Below are 19,310 nucleotides of genomic sequence, written 5' to 3'. Positions count from 1 at the left end.
CGTCTTCCTTGCCGCCTTCCTTGCGGGCAATCCGCGCCTATATCGCTGATATGCCCGGTGCAAGCCTGAAACCGATCGGCAGGCCCGCCCTCAGGCATATGTGGTTGCGCTGGGGAGACTAGCGCCCCGACCCAAGTCCGGCTAAGCCTCCCGGCCATAACCGATAGAGATTGGGAAATGCCCGATAGCGTTCAGGAAGTCTTGCAGGCCTTTGCCCGGGGTGAGCTCGTGGTCGTTACCGACGACGAGGACCGCGAGGGCGAGGGCGATCTGATCGTCGCCGCCTCGCTCTGCTCCGCCGAGAAGATGGCCTTCATCATCCGCCATACCTCCGGCATCGTCTGCGCGCCGGTGACGACCGAGGACGCGCGCCGGCTGCGGCTCGACCCGATGGTCGCCCACAACGATTCCGCGCACACCACCGCGTTCACGGTCTCGATCGACTACAAGGCCGACGGCGGCACCGGCATCTCCGCCGATGAGCGCGCCTCGTGCTGCCGTGCGCTCGCCAATCCTAATGTCGGCGCCAGCGATTTCGCCCGGCCCGGCCACATCTTCCCGCTGATCGCCAAGGACGGCGGCGTGCTGCTTCGATCCGGCCATACCGAGGCCGCCGTCGACCTCTGCAAGCTTTCCGGCCTGCCGCCGGTCGGCGTCATCAGCGAGCTCATGAACGACGACGGCAGCGTGATGAAGGGGGAGCAGGTCGCGCAGTTCGCGGTCAGGCACAAGCTCAAGCACGTCACCATCGCGGACATGATCGCCTACCGCCAGGCGCGCGAGAAGCTGATCGAGCGGGTCTCGACCTTCGTCACCGACAGCCCGATCGGCCCCTTGCAGGGCTACGCCTACCGCTCGCCGTTCGATTCCATCGCCCACGTCGCCTTCGTCTACAACGGCGTCGGCGACGGCAAGAACGTGCTGACGCGCTTCCACAAGCCGAACATCGTCAAGGACACCTTCACCGGCCACAAGCGCATGGCCGCCGTGCTCGAGCATTTCAAGAAGACCGGCCGTGGCGTGCTGGTCTACTTGCGCGACGGCGCGGCCGGCGTGCCCGTTTCGCCGCTGCCGGACGAGACGTCGACGGAGGCCGACCGCAACCGCCAGTGGCGCGAGGTCGGCGTCGGCGCGCAGATATTGCGCGACCTCGGCGTCACCTCGATCCGGCATCTCACCTCGTCGGTGCACGACTACAAGGGTCTGTCGGGCTTCGGCATCGAGATCGTCGCCAACGAGCAGCTCGAAATCTGACCGCATCGTTTCCGGTTTGCGCCGTTGCGCGACCCGGAATGACCGAAACCAGGATGCAATTGCACTTGTTGCCGCGGCGCTTTAATTTGTCGGGCAATATTTAGACGGAACCAGACGCGAAAGGACGTTTCATGAGCGTGCGCCCTCAGGCCAAGGACAAGCCGGCTGCGGCTTCTTTCCAGTGGGACGATCCGTTCCTGCTCGACGAGCAGCTCACCGAAGACGAGCGCATGGTGCGCGACACCGCCCGTGCCTATGCCCAGGACAAGCTGTTGCCGCGCGTCTCCAAGGCCTATCTCGAGGAGAAGACCGACCGCGAGATCTTCAACGAGATGGGCGAGCTCGGCCTGATCGGCATCACGCTGCCTGAGGAATATGGCTGCGCCAATGCGAGCTACGTCGCCTATGGCCTCGTCGCTCGCGAGATCGAGCGGGTCGATTCCGGCTATCGCTCGATGAACTCGGTGCAGTCCTCGCTGGTGATGTACCCGATCTACGCCTATGGCGACGAGAACCAGCGCAAGAAGTACCTGCCCAAGCTCGCCAGCGGCGAGTGGGTCGGCTGCTTCGGCCTGACCGAGCCCGATGCCGGCTCCGATCCGGCCGGCATGAAGACCCGCGCCGAGAAGGTGTCGGACGGCTATCGCCTCACCGGCAGCAAGATGTGGATCTCGAACGCGCCGATCGCCGACGTCTTCGTGGTCTGGGCCAAGTCGGCCGCGCACGACAACCAGATCCGCGGCTTCGTGCTGGAGAAGGGCATGAAGGGCCTGTCCGCGCCGAAGATCGGCGGCAAGCTCTCGCTTCGCGCCTCCATCACCGGCGAGGTGGTGATGGACGGCGTCGTGGTTCCCGAAGACGCGCTGCTGCCCAACGTCTCCGGACTCAAGGGCCCGTTCGGCTGCCTCAACCGCGCCCGCTACGGCATCTCCTGGGGTGCGCTGGGCGCCGCCGAGGACTGCATGCATCGCGCCCGTCAATACACGCTCGACCGCAAGCAGTTCGGCAAGCCGCTCGCCGCGACCCAGCTGGTGCAGAAGAAGCTCGCGGACATGGAGACCGAGATCGCGCTCGGCCTTCAGGGCTCGCTTCGCGTCGGCCGCCTGATGGACGAGGGCAAGTTCGCGCCCGAGATGATCTCGATCATGAAGCGCAATAATTGCGGCAAGGCCCTCGACATCGCCCGCACCGCCCGCGACATGCACGGCGGCAACGGCATCTCGATCGAATATCACGTGATGCGCCACGTCCATAACCTCGAGACGGTCAACACCTACGAGGGCACCCACGACGTCCACGCCCTGATCCTGGGCCGCGCGATCACGGGCATTCAGGCGTTTTTCTAGTCATTGTGTTTTCCGCCGCGGCTAGTTGCTCCACTGTCATCGCCCGCCTTGTGCGCAGTTGCGCACTGGGGCGGGCGATCCAGTATCCCAGAGACTTCGCTTTTGTCACTGGCGCCGCGGCGTACTGGATACCCCGCCTTCGCGGGGTATGACGGCAGAGAGTGTGGCGACAGGAAGTCCCATGTCCGACAATGACGACGTCCCGTTCAACCGCAACTTTCCGCTGAAGCCCGGCATCGTCGAGGAGGTCCGCCCCGGCGTGCGGCGCGTGCTCTGCAACAATCCGAGCCCGTTCACCTTCACGGGGACGGTCAGCTACATCGTCGGCAAGGGCAATGTCGCGATCATCGATCCCGGTCCTCACGATGCGGCGCATGCGGCGGCGCTGCTCGATGCGGTGCGCGGCGAGACGGTGACGCACATCTTCGTCACCCACACCCATCGCGATCATTCGCCGAACACCGCGCGCATCAAGCAGGCGACAGCTGCGCCGGTCTATGCCGAAGGCCCGCATCGCGCCTCGCGGCCGCGTTTCGAGAGCGAGAAGCACAATCCGGAATCCGGTGCCGACCGCGATTTTGTCCCGGACGTCAGCCTCGCGCACGGCGACATCGTGGAAGGTGACGGCTGGCGGCTCGAGGCCGTCGCGACGCCAGGCCACACGGCCAATCATCTGGCATTCGCCTGGCCCGAGCGAAAATTCAATTTCGTGGGCGACCACGTCATGGGCTGGTCGACCTCGATCGTGGCGCCGCCGGACGGCTCGATGATCGACTACATGGACTCGCTCGACCGGCTCGCGGCCCGCGAGGAGGATCTCTATTTCTCGGGCCACGGCCCCGAGATTCCCGACGGCCAGCGCTTCGTGCGCTTCCTGATCCGTCACCGCAAGGCGCGCGAGGCCTCGATCCTGCACCGCCTCGCCAAGGGCGAGACCGACATCCCGACCATGGTCCGCGCGATCTATATCGGTATCGATCCGCGCCTGACGACGGCGGCGGGCTATTCCGTTCTGGCGCACCTCGAAGACCTGGTCGCGCGCGGCGTGGTGGCAACGGATGGCGATCCCGTGATCGGCGGGACCTATCGGATGGCCTGAGGGCGAATAGCGAATGGGGAGTAGCGGTTGGGCGGCTCCATTCGCTATTCGCTACTCCCCATTCGCCAATTTCACTTCTTCACCGTCTTCGCCGGCGCCTTGGGCGGTGCGACCGGGGTTTTCTTCACCGGCTTGAGCGCGTCGGCATCGGCGGCGGTGTTGAGGTCGTCGATGAATTTCTTGACGCGCGCGGCGTTGCTGCCGAGGTCGCTGTCGAAATTGCGCGACGCAGAGCGGATGTCGACGCGGGAATCATCGCCATCCGGCACGACCCTGATCGAAACGTCCTCGCGGAAACCCATGATCGGCGTGCGCGCGACCGCCTCGATGCGGCCGATGCGGCGTGGCGGCTGCGGTGCGCGCTCGTCGATCACGATCCATTTGCGCTTGTGAACGAGCTGGAGCGCGATCGCATAGGCGCGGTCGACCGGGATCTCGAGCTCGACGGGCTCGATGTCGGGATAGAAATGGCGCTGCTGCTCCGCCGAATAGAGACCGGCATAGACCGCGGTGTTGGTGCCCTCGCCGGTGCGCAGGCGCGCCAGCGCGTCGAAGCGCGGCGGATCGATCGGGTCGGTGGTGATGTCGTAGATCGACGGCAGCTTGCGATATTGAAAGGCCAAATAGGCGGGGTAGGCCAGGATCGCCCCGTCGATCAGGAAGGCGAGCAGGATGCGGGCCATGCCGCGGGAGCCGTTCTGCCAGATCGCGGCAAAGCCGGCGAGCCCGAACAGGATCGAGAGGCCGGCGATCGCGATGCCGCCGATGAACGTCGCAAGCGCCGGCTTCGGCTCCAGGAAATCGAAGCGGACGACGATGATCGACACCACCACCGCCACCACCGCGAACACGGCCAGATTGCGCGCCCAGCTCGCGAGGCTGGACACGGGCTCCGACTGGTAGGGAGCGGAAAACCTGCGGGCCATCGGGTGAAGCTCTGCCGGATGTTGGGCGCGATGCCGGCCGATCTGGCGCGACGATAGGACCGTTGAGACCACGGCGCGGGGGCAAATTCAAGGGTCGATCACCCTCCCCTGGAGGGGGAGGGTCGATCGCGCGCAGCGCGAGCGGGGTGGGGTGATCTCTCCGCACGGGCACCGCTATTGGGGAGAGACTGTCACCCCACCCCGGCTCACATCGCTGACGCGCTGCGAGCCGACCCTCCCCCTCCAGGGGAGGGTGGCACCAACGATTACGCCGCCGCGTTCGGGAAGCGATAATCCTTGAACTGGTCTCGCAGCGCCGTCTTGAGGATCTTGCCGGTGGCGGTGTGCGGAATGCCGTCGACGAAAGCGACGTCGTCGGGCATCCACCACTTGGCGATCTTGCCGTCCATGAACTTGAGGATGTCCTCGCGCGTGGCCTGCTGGCCCTGCTTGAGCTGCACGATCAGGAGCGGCCGCTCGTCCCACTTCGGGTGGAACACGCCGATCACGGCGGCTTCCGCCACGGCAGGGTGGCCGACCGCGAGGTTTTCGAGGTCGATCGAGGAGATCCACTCGCCGCCGGACTTGATCACGTCCTTGGAGCGGTCGGTGATCCGCATATAGCCGTCCTCGTCGATGGTCGAGACGTCGCCGGTGTCGAAGAAGCCGTCCTCATCGAGGATGTTGCTGTCGACGCGGTAATAGGCCTTGGCGACGGCAGGCCCGGAGACCTTGAGGCGGCCGAACGTCTTGCCGTCCCAGGGCAGCTCCTTGCCGGCATCGTCGGTGATCTTCATCTGCACGGCGAAGGGCGCATAGCCCTGCATCTGCAGCACGTCGAGCCTGGCATCGCCGGTGGCATTCTGGAACGGCGGCTTCAGCGCCGCGACGCTGCCGATCGGGCTCATCTCGGTCATGCCCCAGGCGTGACGGACGTTCGAGCCCATGTCGAGGAAGGCCTTGATCATCGAACGCGGCATCGCCGAGCCGCCGCAGATCACCATCTTCAGATCCGGCAGCTTGAGATTGTTGGCGGTCATGTGCTGGAGCAGCATCAGCCACACCGTCGGCACGCCGGCGGTGTGCGTCACCTTCTCGGTCGAGAGCAGTTCATAGACCGAGGCGCCGTCGAGCTTGGCGCCCGGCATCACCAGCTTGGTGCCCTGCGAGGGGGCGGAGAAGGCGATGCCCCAGCTGTTGGCATGGAACAGCGGAACGACCGGCAGCATTGTCTCGGACGCACTGGTGCCGAGCGCGTCGACGTTGTTGGCCATCAGCGCGTGCAACACGTTGGAGCGATGCGAATACAGCACACCCTTGGGATCGCCGGTCGTGCCGGAGGTGTAGCACATCGCCGCCGCCGTGTTCTCGTCAAAGTCCTTCCATTTGAATTTGCCGTCGGCCTGCGCAATCCAGTCCTCGTAGGCCACCGCGTTCTTCAGCGTGGTCTCCGGCATGTGCGCCTTGTCGGTGAGCACGATGTAGCGCTCCACGCTTGGCAGCTTGTCCGCGATCTTCTCCAGGATCGGAACGAAGGTGAGATCGGTCATCACGATGCGATCCTGCGCATGATTGATGATCCAGGCGATCTGTTCGGGGAAAAGGCGGGGATTGACGGTATGGCAGATGGCGCCGATCCCCATGATGCCGTACCAGACCTCGAGATGGCGCCAGGTGTTCCAGGCGATCGTTGCGACACGGTCGCCGAGCTTGATGTCGTCGCGCTCCAGCATCTGCGAGACCTTGAGCGCGCGCTGGTGGATCTCGGCGTAGGTGGTGCGATGGATCGGACCCTCGACCGAGCGTGTGACCACCTCCTGCTTGCCATGAATCCTGGCGGCGTGTTCGATGATTCGGTGGCAGAGCAGGGGCCAATCTTGCATCAAACCAAGCATTCCGACGTTCCTCCGAGAAGTCGCTGGGCGCATTGTCGCTCTCAGCGTTGGGCCAAAGAATTGACATGAGTTTTAGCCTGCCGGACTTTCGCCGCAAATGGTCTTGTCGCGGCTATATGTCCGCTGGCGCGGCAATGGTTACCGCTGCGGCGGGGCTATTGCTGCTCGCCGAAAGGGCAGAGGCGCGGAAATATCCTGCGCCGCTCGATATCTTCAACCTTGGAGCACCAAAGCCCCGCGCAACCGTTCGCCCCGCCAGGATTCCGCTGCCGAAGCCGCGTCCCGAGGATGCCCCCAAAGCGTCGGATGAGGGGGCGCCGCAGGCAGACGGCAAGCCGTCCCCCGACAAGCCAGGCGCGGACAAGCCCGCCGAGGCCGCGCCGCCGCCCGAGAAGCAGGCCTCGGCCTGCCGGCTGGCGCTGACCGAGGAGATCGCGATCGCGCCGTCCATTCCGGATATCCGCGGCCCCGGCGCCTGCGGCGGCGAGGATCTGGTGCGGCTGGAGGCTATCGTGCTGCCGGACAAGCGCAAGGTGACGGTCAAGCCGGCGGCGATCCTCCGCTGCACCATGGCGTCCGCACTCGCGGATTGGCTGCGGAAGGACATCGTGCCCCTGGCCGCCAGCCTCGGCTCGCCCATCAGCGACCTCGATAATTTCGATTCCTTCGAGTGCCGCGGCCGCAACCGCGTCGCTGGGGCGATGCTGTCCGAGCACGGCAAAGCCAATGCCATCGACATCCGCGCCATCAAGCTCGCCAATGGGCAGTCGATCGGCCTCACCGACCGCGCCACGGCGCGCGAAGTGCGCGAGCGCGTGCTGCATTCGGTCTGCGCGCGCTTTTCCACCGTGCTCGGTCCGGGCTCGGACTGGTACCACGAGGACCACATCCATCTCGATCTCGCCCAGCGGCGCAACGACTACCGGATCTGCCAGTGGAACGTCTGGGATCCGCTGCCTCAGGTCGCTCCGCTGCTGCCGGCGGAACGTCCGGAGGAAGCACCGCCGCGCGAGGTCGCGGCCAAACCCGAGGCAAAGGAGGGCGCCCACGACGGAGGGGCGGAGACACCTCCTGCGCCGGCAGACAAGCCGGCGGCGGGTGGCAACAAAGGCCGGTCGCACCAATCGGCAACAAAAAAGCGCCGGTGAAACCGGCGCTTTTGAAAAGCCTCAGGCAAGGCCTGCTTAGTAGGATGAACTGGAGCCGCCGCCCTGGAGCGCGAGGCGCGAATTGTAGGGCGAATCGCCGTGCTTCGGCTCGAGCACCACGACGAGGGTGCCGACCTTGACGCGATCATAGAGATCGATCGCGTCCTCGTTGGTCAGGCGGATACAGCCGGACGAGATCGAGGCGCCGATATATTCCGGCTGGTTTGTGCCGTGGATGCGGAACAGCGTGTCCTTGCCTCCGGAATACAGGTACAGCGCACGGGAGCCCATCGGATTGTCCGGACCCGGCGCGACATAGGTCGGCACACCCAGGCGCGAAATTTCGCTGGGGGTGGGGTGCCAGGCCGGCCACTCGGTCTTGCTTCCCACCTTGGCGATGCCCGACCAGGCCATCGCCTCTTCACCGACGGTGATGCCGTAGCGGATCGCCTTGCCGCCATCCAGCACGTAATAGAGGTAATGGTTGTCGGAATCGACCACGATCGAGCCGGGCGTTTCCTTGCGGTGGTACTGGACGATGGCGCGGCGGAACGGCTCGGCGACCGGGGTGTTTTCGTACCGGACCTTGGCGAGGAGTTCCTTGTCCTTCGGCTTGAAGGCTTTGGTGTCGGCCGCCTCATAATGAGTGGCCTGCATGCAGCCCGACAGCATCAGGCCAGCGGCCAAAATCCCAAACATAACTTTCAGCGACGACATGGTTTGGTTCCAATCAAAACAATACCGTGCGGAAGGGGCCTGAGCTTAGCGCCCAAGTTCCTCGACTCCGTTAATCCCATTATCGTTGAAATCTGCCACAATTCCAGCGCTGAAGCCGTTTTCCCGCGCTGCAAGACCCCAGCTGTGGCTTTTCTGCCGCAAATTTGGGGTTACTGCGAAGGTTTTTTGGCCAGACGCGCCAAACTGTTCCTTCCGCGCCACAGTTGAGCCCCGGCGGTGCCGCAAATGCAAACGCTCCGTTAATGTTGTTGTCATCGTGAACCTGCCAGAATCGCGCTAAGGGCTGTCGTTCTGTCGCAGGATCTCTGGAGCTTTTGATGTTTTGGGCGTTCGTTCCCTCCGAGGCCTCCCTCAAGAAGGCGGTTATCGAAGATCTCACGGCGTTGCCGGACAACGCGGTCTGGATCGACCTCGTCAACCCCACGGCCGCCGAGGACAAGGCCGTGGAGCGGCTGGCGGGCATCGCCATCCCGACCCGGGAAGACATGCAGGAGATCGAGATCTCCAGCCGGCTCTATATGGAGAACGGCGCGCGCTACATGACCGCGACGCTGATGTGCCACTCCGATACCGACATGCCCCGGACCACGGCGGTGACCTTCATCCTCGGCGACCATCGCCTGGTGACGGTGCGCTACGACCTGCCCAAGCCCTTTGCGCTGGTCGAAGCCAAGCTCGCCCGCTCCTGTACCCCGTCGATCACCGGCGAGATGGTGCTGATGGAGCTCCTGGACGCCGTGATCGACCGCTGCGCCGATATTCTGGAGCGCTGCGGTGCCGAGATCGACCAGGTCTCCCACGACATCTTCGAGCCGGAGAGCGAGCGCCACGGCCATGCCAAGCAATATTCCCAGATCCTGATCTCGATCGGCCGCAAGGGCGATTTGACCTCGAAGGTTCGCGAGAGCCTGGTGTCGATCGGCCGCGTCGTGACGTTCCTGTCGGCGGTGGTCGAGGGCGTGAAATGGTCGAAGGACATGCGCGAGCAGCTCAAGACCATGCAGCGCGACGTGGCCTCGCTGACCGACCACGCCTCCTATCTCTCCAGCAAGATCACTTTCGTGCTCGACGCCATGCTCGGCGTCGTCAATCTCGAGCAGAACAACATCATCAAGCTGTTTTCGGTCATGGCTGTTGTCCTGATGCCGCCGACGCTGATCGCATCGGTCTACGGCATGAACTTCAAGGTGATGCCGGAACTCGAATGGGTGCACGGCTACCCGATGGCGCTGGTGATGATGCTGATCGCTGCCATCGTTCCGTACTGGATCTTCAAGTTCAAGAAGTGGCTGTAGGAATCACGCTCCAGCAAAGATACCTACCGAGACCTTACGCTGCTCGCATAGACACGGTGGATCGTGTCGCAGAATAGATCGGCATTGCGGCGACGCGGTGATGTGTGTGTCATGCCGCAATTCCTCCGGTAAAATTTGAGCGGTGGGCTGAACGTTTGCGCGAAACTTGTCTGCGATAAGCATGGCGTAGCCGCGAGGAACAGCCATGGTTGAAAAACACATAACGACGCCCCGCAACGTCATCGAGCTGGCGCACTATCGTCAGGCGGTGACGAGCGGCAAGGCGCCGTCGATGTCGGCACGCCTGTGCCGGCACTGTGGTGCTCCGCTGCTCGATGGTGAGAACGACGACGACTGCTCGACTGCATTCAGCACGGCCGCTCCGCGTCCGCGCGAGAGGTCTCGTCGGATTCGACTCGATTGAGGAACGGAAGGTAAGGGCGATCCAGGTCTTGCGGCGGCGTTGTCTGGATCGCCTTGCTTCCCTAAGCGCTGAATTTCGTCATTGCGAGGAGCCACCCGGTCCCGCCTCCGGCGGGCCGGATGACAGGCTCCGCGACGAAGCAATCCAGACTGTCTCCGCGGAGGCAGTCTGGATTGCTTCGCTGCGCTCGCAATGACAGTAGGATGGCGGATTGCCTACACGTGCTGGCCGCCGTTGATATGGATCTCGGCGCCGTTGACGTAAGAAGAGGTGTCCGTGCACAGCACGTAGATGATCTTGGCCACTTCGTCGGGCGTGCCGAGGCGGTGCATCGGGATCTGCTGCTCGACGATCTTCTCGGTGCCGGGCGACAGGATCGAGGTGTCGATCTCGCCCGGGGCGATCGCGTTGACGCGCACGCCGATGCGGCCGAAGTCGGAAGCCATCTCGCGCGTCAGCGCGGCGAGCGCCGCTTTCGAGGTGGCATAGGCGGCGCCGGCGAAGGGGTGCACGCGCGAGCCCGCGATCGAGGTGACGTTCACGACCGAGCCCTTGGCCGCCTTCAATTCCTCGATCAGCCCGCGCGCCATCATGATCGGCGCGAAGAAGTTGACATGGAAGACGTGCGTCCAGGTGTCGAGGTCGGTGTCGACCGAGCCCAGGCGGGAGCCGCCGGGGCCCTTCGGCGAGATCGCGGCGTTGTTGACCAGCGCATGCAGCGTGCCGCCTTCGAGCCGGCTGCGGATCTCGGAGATCGCGCGCGCGGTGTCCTCGGGGTTGCCGAGGTCGACCTGGATGTGGTCCTCAGGGCCGGCATCCCAGGGGCAGTCCTCCGGGAAAGGATGCCGCGAGCAGGTGATGACGCGCCAGCCCGCCGAAGAAAAACGGATCACGGTGGCGTGGCCGATGCCGCGGCTGGCTCCGGTCAGGAGCAGCGTACGGCGCGGCGCATTGGACGAATGCGGCATGGACATCTTTCAGGTCGGCCCGAAGCTTACGGGTACATCCGCGTCTTGGACCATGGTTGGCCGGCGGCGTCACGGCGAAATTCGATGCGGTCGTGCAGGCGGAACGGGCGGTCGTGCCAGAACTCGATCCGGAGCGGCGTGATGCGCCAGCCGCTCCAGCCCGGCGGCCGCGGCACTTCGCCGATGACGTATTTGGCCGCGACCTTGGCGATGGCCTGCTCGAACGCGAAGCGGCTCTCCAGCTCTTGCGATTGCTTGCTCGCCCAGGCGCCGATCTGGGCCTGCTTCGGTCGCGTCGCGAAATAGGCGTCGGCCTCCGCGTCGGTCACCGGCGTCACGTTGCCGCGGATGCGGACCTGACGGCGCAGCGACTTCCAGTGAAAAAGTAAGGCTGCCTTAGGATTTGCGGCGAGTTCGCGGCCCTTTTGGCTCGCGATGTGGCTGTAGAAGACGAAACCCTCGGTATCGAAGCCCTTCATCAGCACCATGCGCACGTCAGGCAAGCCGTCGGAATCGACGGTTGCGAGCGCCATGGCGTTGGGATCGTTCGGCTCGCTCTTGATTGCCTCGTTCAGCCAGGCCTCGAACAACGCAAATGGCTCGTCGGCGGCGGTGAAATCACCGGATGTTAAGGGTGTCTGGTGTTTCATCGAGGTCGTGTCGGTCATGTCCGGAGTCCGAGTTGCGTCCCGCGGCCCAAAACGCGTTGTTGTCCGCTACCGCCCTATATAGGGCATGGGGACGCGTTGGCCTATCGGCGATCCGGCCGTCCGGCTTCGTCATGACGATGATTCTGATCGGGCTCGGCGCCGGCGGCTGCAGCTTTTCCCGCAACGACAGCACCGCCTATGCCAAGGGCGACGACAGCGACCTCACCGGCTCGATCGCGCGGCCGGCAAAGGACGCTCCCCCGACCGAGACCGATCTCGCCTTCACCCGCAACGCCGCCTCCGACGTGCTCAGCAAGGGCGACAAGGATTCCAGCCAGCATTGGGAGAATCCGGAGACCGGGGCGCGCGGCTCGGTGACGCCCATCGCCCAGTCCTACGCCGCCGAGGACGGGCGCAAATGCCGCGACTTCCTGGCGAGCTACGTCAACGGCAACACCGAAAGCTGGCTCCAGGGCGCCGGCTGCCAAAGCAGCCGTGGCCGTTGGGAGATTCATACGCTAAAGCCGTGGCGGAGCTGAGCACGATCCGGAAAAAGCGGGAACCGGTTTTCCGATAAGGCCATGCTCCAAACATAGAGCTTCAGCTCGCGTTCCTAGTTGCAAAAATGCCACTCTCTTCCCACATGACCGGCAGGTGGGGCGGGGAGCCCTTTGAACAATTCGATTTCTTGAAGGAGACGTGACGAATGCGCGACCCCTATGAGGTCTTGGGGGTGCCGCGGAGCGCCAGCGCTGCCGCGATCAAGAGCGCCTATCGCAAGCTGGCCAAGAAGCACCATCCGGACAGCAACAAGGGTGATCCGAAGGCGGCCGAACGCTTCGCCGAGCTCAACTCGGCCAACGAGATCCTCGGCGACGAGGACAAGCGCAAGCAGTTTGACCGCGGCGAGATCGACGCCGATGGCAAGCCGCGCTTCCAGGGTTTTCCGGGCGGTGGCGGCCCTCGTGGCCGCGCCGGCCCTGGCGGGTTCGAAAGCTATACGTTCCGAAGCGGCGGTGCGGGCGGCCCGGGCGGCGGCGCGTTCGAGGACATCCTCAACAGCATGTTCGGCGGCGGAATGCGCGGCGCGCGGCCCGGAGCCGGCGGCGGTGCCCAGTTCGAGTTCGACACCGGCGGTGTCGGGCTCGATCTCGACGTCAACGTCGCCATGAGCGTCTCGCTGGAAGAGGCGGTCAAGGGCGGCGAGAAGCGGGTCCGGCTGCCGACGGGCAAGGAGCTCAACGTCAAGATTCCGGCCGGAGTCACCGAGGGCCAACAGATCCGGCTCCGGGGGCAGGGCGAAAGCGCGCAGGGCCATCCGCCCGGCGATCTCCTGATCACCATCAACATCGCGCCGCACCCGTTCTTCAAGGTCGAGGGCGCCGACCTCAGGATCGACCTGCCTGTCACGCTTTACGAGGCGGTGCTCGGCGGCAAGGTCCGCGTGCCCACCCTCGGCAATGCCGTGGAGCTCTCGGTCCCCAAAAACACCTCCAGCGGCCGGACTTTCCGCCTCAAGGGCAAGGGCCTGCCGAAATCTGGCGGGACCGGGGATCTCTTCGTCACCATCAGGATTATGCTACCGGACGGGAACGACGCCGAGCTTGAAGCATTGATGGAGAAGTGGCGGGACCAACACCCCTACAATCCACGTAGCGGGATTGGCTAAGCATGATCCAGACCCGGAGGGCCGCGTTAGCGCAAAGTGCGTCGCGGTTTTCCGCAAAGATCATGCGCAAACAAAGAGCAAAAGCGCGAGTCATCGCGCTTTAGGGCGCGATCGAACTGAAGGGGGTTCTCCTAAAGGACCACGGCGTCATCCGGAGATGATGCTCATCATATGCCTGAGGCGTGGGTCACGCTTCATGGTTTCGACGTGTCGGCTGTCCGGCGGGGCAGCCGATGAAAAGGTGCGGCCTCGAGAGGGGGACCAGCGCGGTACCAAAAACCCCAATCGAGGCCGCCCGCGTCGATCGGCGGATCGAACGCCACTCATAATCGCGTGAACACCCGGTGCGATAATGAGACGCGTCGATGTCCTGATTCCAAATTTTCGATGACGGAATCTGGGCACCGCGCCTGTGCAGTTGTCTAGGTGCCGTTTTTCTCTGCTTGGTCGTAGACGGCCTGCGCCACCCTGGTCAGCCGCTCGCGATCACTGCTGCCGCTGACGACGTAGCCGACGCCGCGCTCGGACCAGAACAACGCGCCGTCCTTGTCCGTCTTGGCGTAGCGCATTTGCGTTGCACCATTCTCGGTCTTGGCAGAGTAGATCGTGTACCGCTCGCCCGAGGCGCCCTCGTACATCAGGAACGACGCCGGGCCGTTCGGTCCCGGCAGAAGTCGGCCGCCCACCAGCTTCAGCCCGCTCGCCTCCAGGTTCGGCGCGAACACGGTCCAGCCGCAGCGCCGGGTCAGCCAGGCCTGCAAGTGATCGCGCTCGTTGCCGCCGACCTCCACGGGATGGCGGACCTCCACGACATAGAGGCGGTGCGCACCGAGCGCGTCCGCCGTAAAGCTCTGGAAGGTCGAGGGTGCGTTGGCGGCGCCATGCGCCACCCAGCCGACGGTGCCGCCGGCGACGAAGGCAACCAGCACGGCCGCGGCGGCGCCATAGAGCCATTGCCGCGGGCGGCGCTCCAGCCGCTCGAGCTCGAGCCGCGCGGGCACCGGCTCATGGACGACCGAATCGTAACGGGCGTGCAGCATCTCGGCCATGGTCCGCCAGGACTGCACCCGCTCGGCGTCGTCGGGGTGGGCGGCAAGAAAGGCCTCGACGTCGGCGCGTCGCTCAGCCGGCAGCTCGCCGTCGACATAGGCGTGCAGTTCGTCCTCGGTCACTGGGATGTTGCGGTCGTTCATATCGGTCTCTGCGGCCCAAAATATCTTCTGCAAGTCAGTTTCGCGCAGCTCATCATTTCACCCGCCTGAGCGCCGTCCGCTCACCCTCGAGCGAGGCTTTGACGTGGGCCCTGGCGCGTGCCAGGCGCGACATCACGGTGCCGATCGGCACGCCCTGGATGTCGGCAACCTCGCGGTAGCTCATGCCTTCCAGCATCACCAGGAGCAGCACCGAACGCTGCTCCTCGACGAGAGTAGTCAGCGCCTTCTCGATGTCGCGTCCCTCGGCCTCGGTCCCGCTGGCATCCGGGTTGTTATCCGTCAGCGGCATGAATTGCGGCCGCCTTGCCAGGGAACGCCGCCGATTTTTGTTGAGGTTGGTCAGGATCGTATAGAGCCAGCTCCTGACGTCGCCTCCGAGAAACAGCCGCTCCGAACGCAGCGCGCGGACCAACGTATCCTGGACCAGATCGTCGGCCGCATCCGCATCGCGCGTGAGCGCGCGGGCATAGCGGCGCAACGCCGGGATCATGGCTTCCACACTCTGGCGAAACGCATTCATTGCAGTCTTGACGTCCCTGGCGTTAGGCGCGCGCCTATAGCGATCATAACACCCGAGCGGAACGGCTATTCCGGTCCTCGAAACAGCGTTAACGCCGCGGATTTGGGCTGTACCGCGGGGGAGGGCTGGTGTACCTCCAGACCTCAACGAGAGTTCGACGGGACGTGCAAAAATGGCGCAGAATTCGGGTCTGATGCAAGGAAAGCGCGGGGTCATCCTCGGCGTCGCCAACAACCGCTCGATCGCCTGGGGCATCGCCAAGGCATGCCACGCCGCGGGTGCCGAGCTCGCCTTCACCTATCAGGGCGATGCGCTGAAGAAGCGCGTCGAGCCGCTCGCCGCCGAGATCGGCGGCCTCGTGCTCGGCCATTGCGACGTCACGGATGCCGCGACCATCGATGCCGCGTTCGCGGTGCTGAAGGAGAAGTGGGGCAAGATCGACTTCCTGGTGCATGCGATCGCCTATGGCGAGCAGCTCGACGGCCGCTACGTCGACACCACGCAGGAGAATTTTTCGAAATCGATGCTGATCTCCTGCTATTCGTTCACGGCGGTGGCGCAGCGCGCCGAGAAGCTGATGACGGATGGCGGTTCGCTGATCACGCTCTCCTATTACGGCGCCGAGAAGTGGATGCCGCATTACAACGTGATGGGCGTGGCCAAGGCGGCGCTGGAAGCCAGCGTGCGCTATCTCGCCGCCGATCTCGGCGAGAAGAACATCCGCGTCAACGCGATCTCGGCAGGCCCCATCAAGACGCTGGCGGCGTCCGGCATCGGCGACTTCCGCTATATCCTGAAGTGGAACGAGACCAATGCGCCGATGCGGCGCAACGTCTCCACCGAAGACGTCGGCGGCAGCGCGCTGTATTTCCTCTCCGACCTCTCGCGCGGCGTTACCGGCGAGGTGCACCACGTCGATTCCGGCTATCACGTGCTCGGCATGAAGCGGCCGGATGCGCCTGATATCTCGCTTGGCGGGAAGGACTAGCCACTAGCTCAAATGCCCGGGCCTACGATCTACTATCTTCGCCACGGCGAGACCGAGTGGAATGCGCTCGGCAGGCTTCAGGGCACCAGGGACGTTCCGCTGAACGCACGCGGCCGCAGCCAGGCCGTGCACGCCGGCGCCGTTCTGGCCGAACTGTTCAAACGCGACGGACGCGACAAGGCCGCGCTGCCCTACGTGTCGAGCCCGCTTGGCCGTGCGCGCCAGACCATGGAGCTCGCGCGCGGCAAGCTCGAATTGCCGCCTGCCGATTACGCGCTCGACGATCGTCTGCGCGAGATCGGCTACGGCACCTGGGAGGGGCTGACGCTGGCTGAGAGCGAGGCGAAGGATCCGGACATTTACGCAAGGCGCCTCGCCGACAAATGGACCGTGGGACCTGCGGGCGGGGAGACCTACGCCGACGTGCAGGTCCGCGTGCGCGCCTGGTACGACCAGCTCCGGACCGACACCGTCGCGGTGGCCCATGGCGGGACCTGCCGGGCTCTGATGGTGTCCCTGGGGCTCGAGACACCCGCCAGCGCCGCCGAGCTCTATATAGAGCAGGGCGCCGTCTACGTGTTCCGCGACGGGCGGCTGGAGAAGTTTAGTTAAGCCGCTCCCCCGTCATTCCGGGGCGGCGCAACGCGCCGAGCCCGGAATCCCGAGATTCCGGGTCTGGTCCTTCGGACCATCCCGGAATGACGGAGTAACTGGTTTGACCCTCGGCCCACCGGGCGCTACCACAAGTGAGAACTGACTTACGAGCCAGAGACGAATGTCCTTCAACACCTTCGGCCACATGTTCCGCGTCACCACCTTCGGCGAGAGCCATGGGGTGGCGATCGGCTGCGTGGTCGACGGCTGCCCGCCGATGATCCCGCTCACCGAGGCCGACATCCAGCGGGATCTCGACCGCCGGCGTCCCGGCCAGTCGCGCTTCACCACCCAGCGCCAGGAGCCGGACCAGGTCAAAATTCTCTCCGGCGTGATGGCGCATCCGGAGACCGGCGTGCAGGTGACGACGGGCACGCCGATCGGCCTTCTGATCGAGAACACGGACCAGCGCTCGAAGGACTATTCCGAGATCAAGGACAAGTTTCGTCCCGGTCACGCCGACTTCACCTATGAGGCGAAGTACGGCCTGCGCGATTATCGCGGCGGCGGGCGCTCCTCGGCGCGTGAGACCGCGATGCGCGTTGCCGCCGGCGCCATCGCGCGGAAAGTGCTGCCCGACGTGAAGGTGCGGGGCGCCTTGGTGCAGATCGGTCCGCACAAGATCGATCGCGACAAGTGGGATTGGGACGAGATCGCGAAAAATCCGTTCTTCTGTCCCGACAAGGACAAGGCCGCGTTCTTCGAGACCTATCTCGACGGCATCCGCAAGAGCGGCTCCTCGATCGGCGCGGTGATCGAGGTCGTCGCCGAAGGCGTGCCGGCAGGTCTTGGTGCTCCGATCTACGCCAAGCTCGATTCCGATCTGGCGGGTGCGATGATGACCATCAACGCGGTGAAGGGCGTCGAGATTGGCGCCGGTTTTGGCGCGGCAGAACTGACCGGTGAGGAGAACGCCGACGAGATGCGCTCCGGCAATGACGGCACGCGCTTCCTGTCCAACCACGCCGGCGGCGTGCTGGGCGGCATCTCCACCGGACAGCCCGTGGTGGTGCGTTTCGCGGTGAAGCCGACCTCGTCGATCCTGCAGCCGCGTCTCACCGTCGATAGGCAAGGCACCGAGACCGAGATCTTCACCAAGGGCCGCCATGACCCCTGCGTCGGCATCCGTGCCGTCCCCGTCGGCGAGGCCATGATGGCCTGCGTGCTGGCCGATCACTTCCTGCGCGATCGCGGGCAGGTAGGACGTTGACGCCCTTCCACCTCTTTCCCGCTTGGGAGAGGTGAAGACACCTCGGTGACAATGTCGCGGTACTAGCCCACCGTGCAGCTTGACGACCCCGCAACTTCGTCCGCAAATGCAGCCATGAACAGCTCCGAGCTTCAGCGCGTCTGCAACTGGCTGATCGACGGCGTCTGGTCGGCTCAGGAGCCGGCCGAGATGATCGCCGATTTCTGCGAACGTCTGGTCGCCGCCGGCTTGCCGCTGTCGCGTTTCGGCATCTTCATTCGCACGCTGCATCCCGAAGTCTTCGGCCGCAACTTCATCTGGCGGCACGGCCAGGATGTCGAAATCGGCAGCGTCGATTTCGAGGTCCTGGACACACCGCAATTCGCCCGCAGCCCGCTTCGCGTCGTGTTCGAGCAGGGCATCGAGGTCAGGGGCCGCGCAAGCGATCCCGACAGCAGGCGATTTCCGTTCCTCGAAGAGATGCATGCCGAAGGCGCGACCGACTATATCGCGGTGCCGTTGCGCTTTCTCGACGGCTCCGTCCACGCAACGAGCTGGATCACGCAGCATCCCGATGGCTTCAGCGACGACGACATCGCGGCCATTCGAGCCGTCATAGCCCCGCTCGCGCGCGTCAGCGAGATCATCAGCCTGCGCCGCACCGCCGAGATGCTGCTCGACACCTATGTCGGCAATCGCGCCGGCGCGCGCATCCTCGGCGGCCAGATCCGACGCGGTCACAACGACACCATGCAGGCGGCGATCTGGCTGTCGGACCTGCGCGGCTTCACCGCGCTGTCGGACCGGCTGCCGGCCGAGACGGTGGTCGAGATCCTCAACCAATATTTCGACTGCCAGGTCGCCGCGATCCGCGGCCATGGCGGCGAGGTGTTGAAATTCATGGGCGATGGCCTGCTCGCCGTGTTTCCGATCGACGAATATGTCGGCGATGCCGCCCATGTCTGCGCGCGCGTATTGGAGGCCGCGCGCGAGTCCCGCGCCAGCGTCGAGGCGCTCGCCGTTCCGGTCGGCGACGTCGTCGAGCGCTTCCGCTTCGGCGTCGCGCTGCATGTCGGCAACATCCTTTACGGCAATATCGGCGGCGGCAACCGCCTCGACTTCACCTGCATCGGCCCGGCGGTCAATCTCGCCGCAAGGCTGGAGAAGATCACGGGACGCCTGGGGCGGACCGTCGTGGCCTCGGAAGGTTTTGCCAATGTCTGCCGCCATGATTGGCACCAGCTCGGCGAGTTTCCGATCGCGGGATTTTCCAAGGCGCAGCGCGTGTACGGGCTGGCGGAGGAGACGCCGGTGGTGATGGCCTAGCGGCGCC

19 protein-coding genes are annotated in these 19,310 nt (G+C 64.8%); 12 read left to right on the top strand and 7 right to left on the bottom strand.

Annotation, left to right across the window (positions count from 1 at the left end):
• Positions 1–177 precede the first annotated feature (177 nt).
• The 3 genes from ribB to ACNJYA_RS28170 all read left to right on the top strand — a co-directional run bounded on the left by ribB (position 178) and on the right by ACNJYA_RS28170 (position 3,699).
• The gene (gene ribB / locus ACNJYA_RS28180) at positions 178–1,254 is read left to right on the top strand and encodes a 3,4-dihydroxy-2-butanone-4-phosphate synthase (protein WP_439401058.1); all 1,077 of its coding nucleotides are present in this window, start codon (positions 178–180) and stop codon (positions 1,252–1,254) included.
• Positions 1,255–1,385: 131 nt separating this feature from the next.
• Positions 1,386–2,600: an acyl-CoA dehydrogenase gene (locus tag ACNJYA_RS28175; RefSeq protein ID WP_036004014.1), complete on the top strand. Its 1,215-nt coding sequence runs from the start codon at positions 1,386–1,388 to the stop codon at positions 2,598–2,600.
• 181 nt (positions 2,601–2,781) lie between these two features.
• Positions 2,782–3,699 (top strand): MBL fold metallo-hydrolase, encoded by a 918-nt coding sequence (locus ACNJYA_RS28170; RefSeq protein ID WP_439363940.1) that lies wholly within the window; start codon positions 2,782–2,784, stop codon positions 3,697–3,699.
• Between the two features lie 71 nt (positions 3,700–3,770).
• On the opposite strand, the gene ACNJYA_RS28165 is transcribed toward ACNJYA_RS28170, so the two are convergent.
• Positions 3,771–4,625, bottom strand: a complete 855-nt coding sequence (locus ACNJYA_RS28165; RefSeq protein ID WP_172787343.1) for a DUF1499 domain-containing protein — start codon at positions 4,623–4,625, stop codon at positions 3,771–3,773.
• A gap of 266 nt (positions 4,626–4,891) precedes the next feature.
• Positions 4,892–6,520, bottom strand: coding sequence for a fatty-acid--CoA ligase (locus tag ACNJYA_RS28160; RefSeq protein WP_172787344.1), 1,629 nt, complete (start codon positions 6,518–6,520; stop codon positions 4,892–4,894).
• Positions 6,521–6,585: 65 nt separating this feature from the next.
• Here ACNJYA_RS28160 and ACNJYA_RS28155 point away from each other — a divergent pair, with 65 nt between their 5' ends.
• Complete coding sequence (locus tag ACNJYA_RS28155) at positions 6,586–7,668, top strand: extensin family protein (protein ID WP_172787345.1); 1,083 nt, start codon at positions 6,586–6,588, stop codon at positions 7,666–7,668.
• Positions 7,669–7,704: 36 nt separating this feature from the next.
• On the opposite strand, the gene ACNJYA_RS28150 is transcribed toward ACNJYA_RS28155, so the two are convergent.
• Positions 7,705–8,385 carry a L,D-transpeptidase gene (locus tag ACNJYA_RS28150; protein WP_172787346.1) on the bottom strand — a complete coding sequence of 227 codons (681 nt, stop codon included), beginning with the start codon at positions 8,383–8,385 and terminating at the stop codon, positions 7,705–7,707.
• 338 nt (positions 8,386–8,723) lie between these two features.
• Here ACNJYA_RS28150 and ACNJYA_RS28145 point away from each other — a divergent pair, with 338 nt between their 5' ends.
• A complete protein-coding gene (locus ACNJYA_RS28145; RefSeq protein WP_172787347.1) occupies positions 8,724–9,701 on the top strand; it encodes a magnesium transporter CorA family protein in 978 nt (325 codons plus the stop codon).
• Positions 9,702–9,906: 205 nt separating this feature from the next.
• Positions 9,907–10,125: a hypothetical protein gene (locus tag ACNJYA_RS28140; RefSeq protein WP_172787348.1), complete on the top strand. Its 219-nt coding sequence runs from the start codon at positions 9,907–9,909 to the stop codon at positions 10,123–10,125.
• Between the two features lie 215 nt (positions 10,126–10,340).
• On the opposite strand, the gene ACNJYA_RS28135 is transcribed toward ACNJYA_RS28140, so the two are convergent.
• Both ACNJYA_RS28135 and pdxH read right to left on the bottom strand, forming a co-directional pair.
• On the bottom strand, positions 10,341–11,093 hold the full coding sequence (locus ACNJYA_RS28135; protein ID WP_172787349.1) for an SDR family NAD(P)-dependent oxidoreductase: 753 nt from the start codon (positions 11,091–11,093) through the stop codon (positions 10,341–10,343).
• A gap of 26 nt (positions 11,094–11,119) precedes the next feature.
• On the bottom strand, positions 11,120–11,761 hold the full coding sequence (pdxH, locus tag ACNJYA_RS28130) for a pyridoxamine 5'-phosphate oxidase (protein WP_172787350.1): 642 nt from the start codon (positions 11,759–11,761) through the stop codon (positions 11,120–11,122).
• Positions 11,762–11,874: 113 nt separating this feature from the next.
• Here pdxH and ACNJYA_RS28125 point away from each other — a divergent pair, with 113 nt between their 5' ends.
• Together ACNJYA_RS28125 and ACNJYA_RS28120 are read left to right on the top strand one after the other, a co-directional pair.
• Positions 11,875–12,282, top strand: a complete 408-nt coding sequence (locus ACNJYA_RS28125; protein ID WP_172787351.1) for an RT0821/Lpp0805 family surface protein — start codon at positions 11,875–11,877, stop codon at positions 12,280–12,282.
• Positions 12,283–12,449: 167 nt separating this feature from the next.
• Positions 12,450–13,412, top strand: a complete 963-nt coding sequence (locus ACNJYA_RS28120; protein ID WP_439363939.1) for a DnaJ C-terminal domain-containing protein — start codon at positions 12,450–12,452, stop codon at positions 13,410–13,412.
• A 422-nt stretch (positions 13,413–13,834) separates the two neighbouring features.
• On the opposite strand, the gene ACNJYA_RS28115 is transcribed toward ACNJYA_RS28120, so the two are convergent.
• A complete protein-coding gene (locus ACNJYA_RS28115; RefSeq protein ID WP_172787353.1) occupies positions 13,835–14,605 on the bottom strand; it encodes an anti-sigma factor family protein in 771 nt (256 codons plus the stop codon).
• Positions 14,606–14,657: 52 nt separating this feature from the next.
• Positions 14,658–15,146 carry an RNA polymerase sigma factor gene (locus ACNJYA_RS28110; RefSeq protein WP_212254679.1) on the bottom strand — a complete coding sequence of 163 codons (489 nt, stop codon included), beginning with the start codon at positions 15,144–15,146 and terminating at the stop codon, positions 14,658–14,660.
• A 172-nt stretch (positions 15,147–15,318) separates the two neighbouring features.
• Between ACNJYA_RS28110 and fabI the strand changes: the two genes are divergently transcribed.
• From fabI to ACNJYA_RS28090, 4 genes are all read left to right on the top strand, one after another.
• Positions 15,319–16,134, top strand: coding sequence for an enoyl-ACP reductase FabI (gene fabI / locus ACNJYA_RS28105; RefSeq protein WP_080135587.1), 816 nt, complete (start codon positions 15,319–15,321; stop codon positions 16,132–16,134).
• A 12-nt stretch (positions 16,135–16,146) separates the two neighbouring features.
• Positions 16,147–16,746 carry a histidine phosphatase family protein gene (locus tag ACNJYA_RS28100; RefSeq protein WP_439363938.1) on the top strand — a complete coding sequence of 200 codons (600 nt, stop codon included), beginning with the start codon at positions 16,147–16,149 and terminating at the stop codon, positions 16,744–16,746.
• A gap of 163 nt (positions 16,747–16,909) precedes the next feature.
• The gene (gene aroC, locus ACNJYA_RS28095) at positions 16,910–17,998 is read left to right on the top strand and encodes a chorismate synthase (protein WP_439363937.1); all 1,089 of its coding nucleotides are present in this window, start codon (positions 16,910–16,912) and stop codon (positions 17,996–17,998) included.
• 114 nt (positions 17,999–18,112) lie between these two features.
• Entirely contained in the window at positions 18,113–19,303 is a 1,191-nt protein-coding gene (locus tag ACNJYA_RS28090; RefSeq protein ID WP_172787356.1) for an adenylate/guanylate cyclase domain-containing protein, read from the top strand.
• Positions 19,304–19,310: the final 7 nt, after the last annotated feature.

Origin of the sequence: Bradyrhizobium sp. BLXBL-01 (assembly GCF_051853025.1) — a bacterium.
In the GTDB taxonomy this organism is placed as follows: Bacteria; Pseudomonadota; Alphaproteobacteria; order Rhizobiales; family Xanthobacteraceae; genus Bradyrhizobium.
Note: the sequence above shows the minus strand (reverse complement) of the source record. Positions and strands in the feature narration are given on the sequence as shown.

Coding starts and splice junctions, on each gene's coding strand:
- fabI (WP_080135587.1), top strand. CDS start 15,319: ATGGCGCAGAATTCGGGTCTGATGCAAGGAAAGCGCGGGGTCATCCTC.
- ACNJYA_RS28175 (WP_036004014.1), top strand. CDS start 1,386: ATGAGCGTGCGCCCTCAGGCCAAGGACAAGCCGGCTGCGGCTTCTTTC.
- ACNJYA_RS28110 (WP_212254679.1), bottom strand. CDS start 15,146: ATGAATGCGTTTCGCCAGAGTGTGGAAGCCATGATCCCGGCGTTGCGC.
- ACNJYA_RS28170 (WP_439363940.1), top strand. CDS start 2,782: ATGTCCGACAATGACGACGTCCCGTTCAACCGCAACTTTCCGCTGAAG.
- pdxH (WP_172787350.1), bottom strand. CDS start 11,761: ATGACCGACACGACCTCGATGAAACACCAGACACCCTTAACATCCGGT.
- ACNJYA_RS28165 (WP_172787343.1), bottom strand. CDS start 4,625: ATGGCCCGCAGGTTTTCCGCTCCCTACCAGTCGGAGCCCGTGTCCAGC.
- ACNJYA_RS28145 (WP_172787347.1), top strand. CDS start 8,724: ATGTTTTGGGCGTTCGTTCCCTCCGAGGCCTCCCTCAAGAAGGCGGTT.
- ACNJYA_RS28115 (WP_172787353.1), bottom strand. CDS start 14,605: ATGAACGACCGCAACATCCCAGTGACCGAGGACGAACTGCACGCCTAT.
- ACNJYA_RS28100 (WP_439363938.1), top strand. CDS start 16,147: ATGCCCGGGCCTACGATCTACTATCTTCGCCACGGCGAGACCGAGTGG.
- ACNJYA_RS28140 (WP_172787348.1), top strand. CDS start 9,907: ATGGTTGAAAAACACATAACGACGCCCCGCAACGTCATCGAGCTGGCG.
- ACNJYA_RS28135 (WP_172787349.1), bottom strand. CDS start 11,093: ATGCCGCATTCGTCCAATGCGCCGCGCCGTACGCTGCTCCTGACCGGA.
- ACNJYA_RS28160 (WP_172787344.1), bottom strand. CDS start 6,520: ATGCTTGGTTTGATGCAAGATTGGCCCCTGCTCTGCCACCGAATCATC.
- ribB (WP_439401058.1), top strand. CDS start 178: ATGCCCGATAGCGTTCAGGAAGTCTTGCAGGCCTTTGCCCGGGGTGAG.
- ACNJYA_RS28150 (WP_172787346.1), bottom strand. CDS start 8,385: ATGTCGTCGCTGAAAGTTATGTTTGGGATTTTGGCCGCTGGCCTGATG.
- ACNJYA_RS28155 (WP_172787345.1), top strand. CDS start 6,586: ATGAGTTTTAGCCTGCCGGACTTTCGCCGCAAATGGTCTTGTCGCGGC.
- ACNJYA_RS28125 (WP_172787351.1), top strand. CDS start 11,875: ATGACGATGATTCTGATCGGGCTCGGCGCCGGCGGCTGCAGCTTTTCC.
- aroC (WP_439363937.1), top strand. CDS start 16,910: ATGTCCTTCAACACCTTCGGCCACATGTTCCGCGTCACCACCTTCGGC.
- ACNJYA_RS28120 (WP_439363939.1), top strand. CDS start 12,450: ATGCGCGACCCCTATGAGGTCTTGGGGGTGCCGCGGAGCGCCAGCGCT.
- ACNJYA_RS28090 (WP_172787356.1), top strand. CDS start 18,113: ATGAACAGCTCCGAGCTTCAGCGCGTCTGCAACTGGCTGATCGACGGC.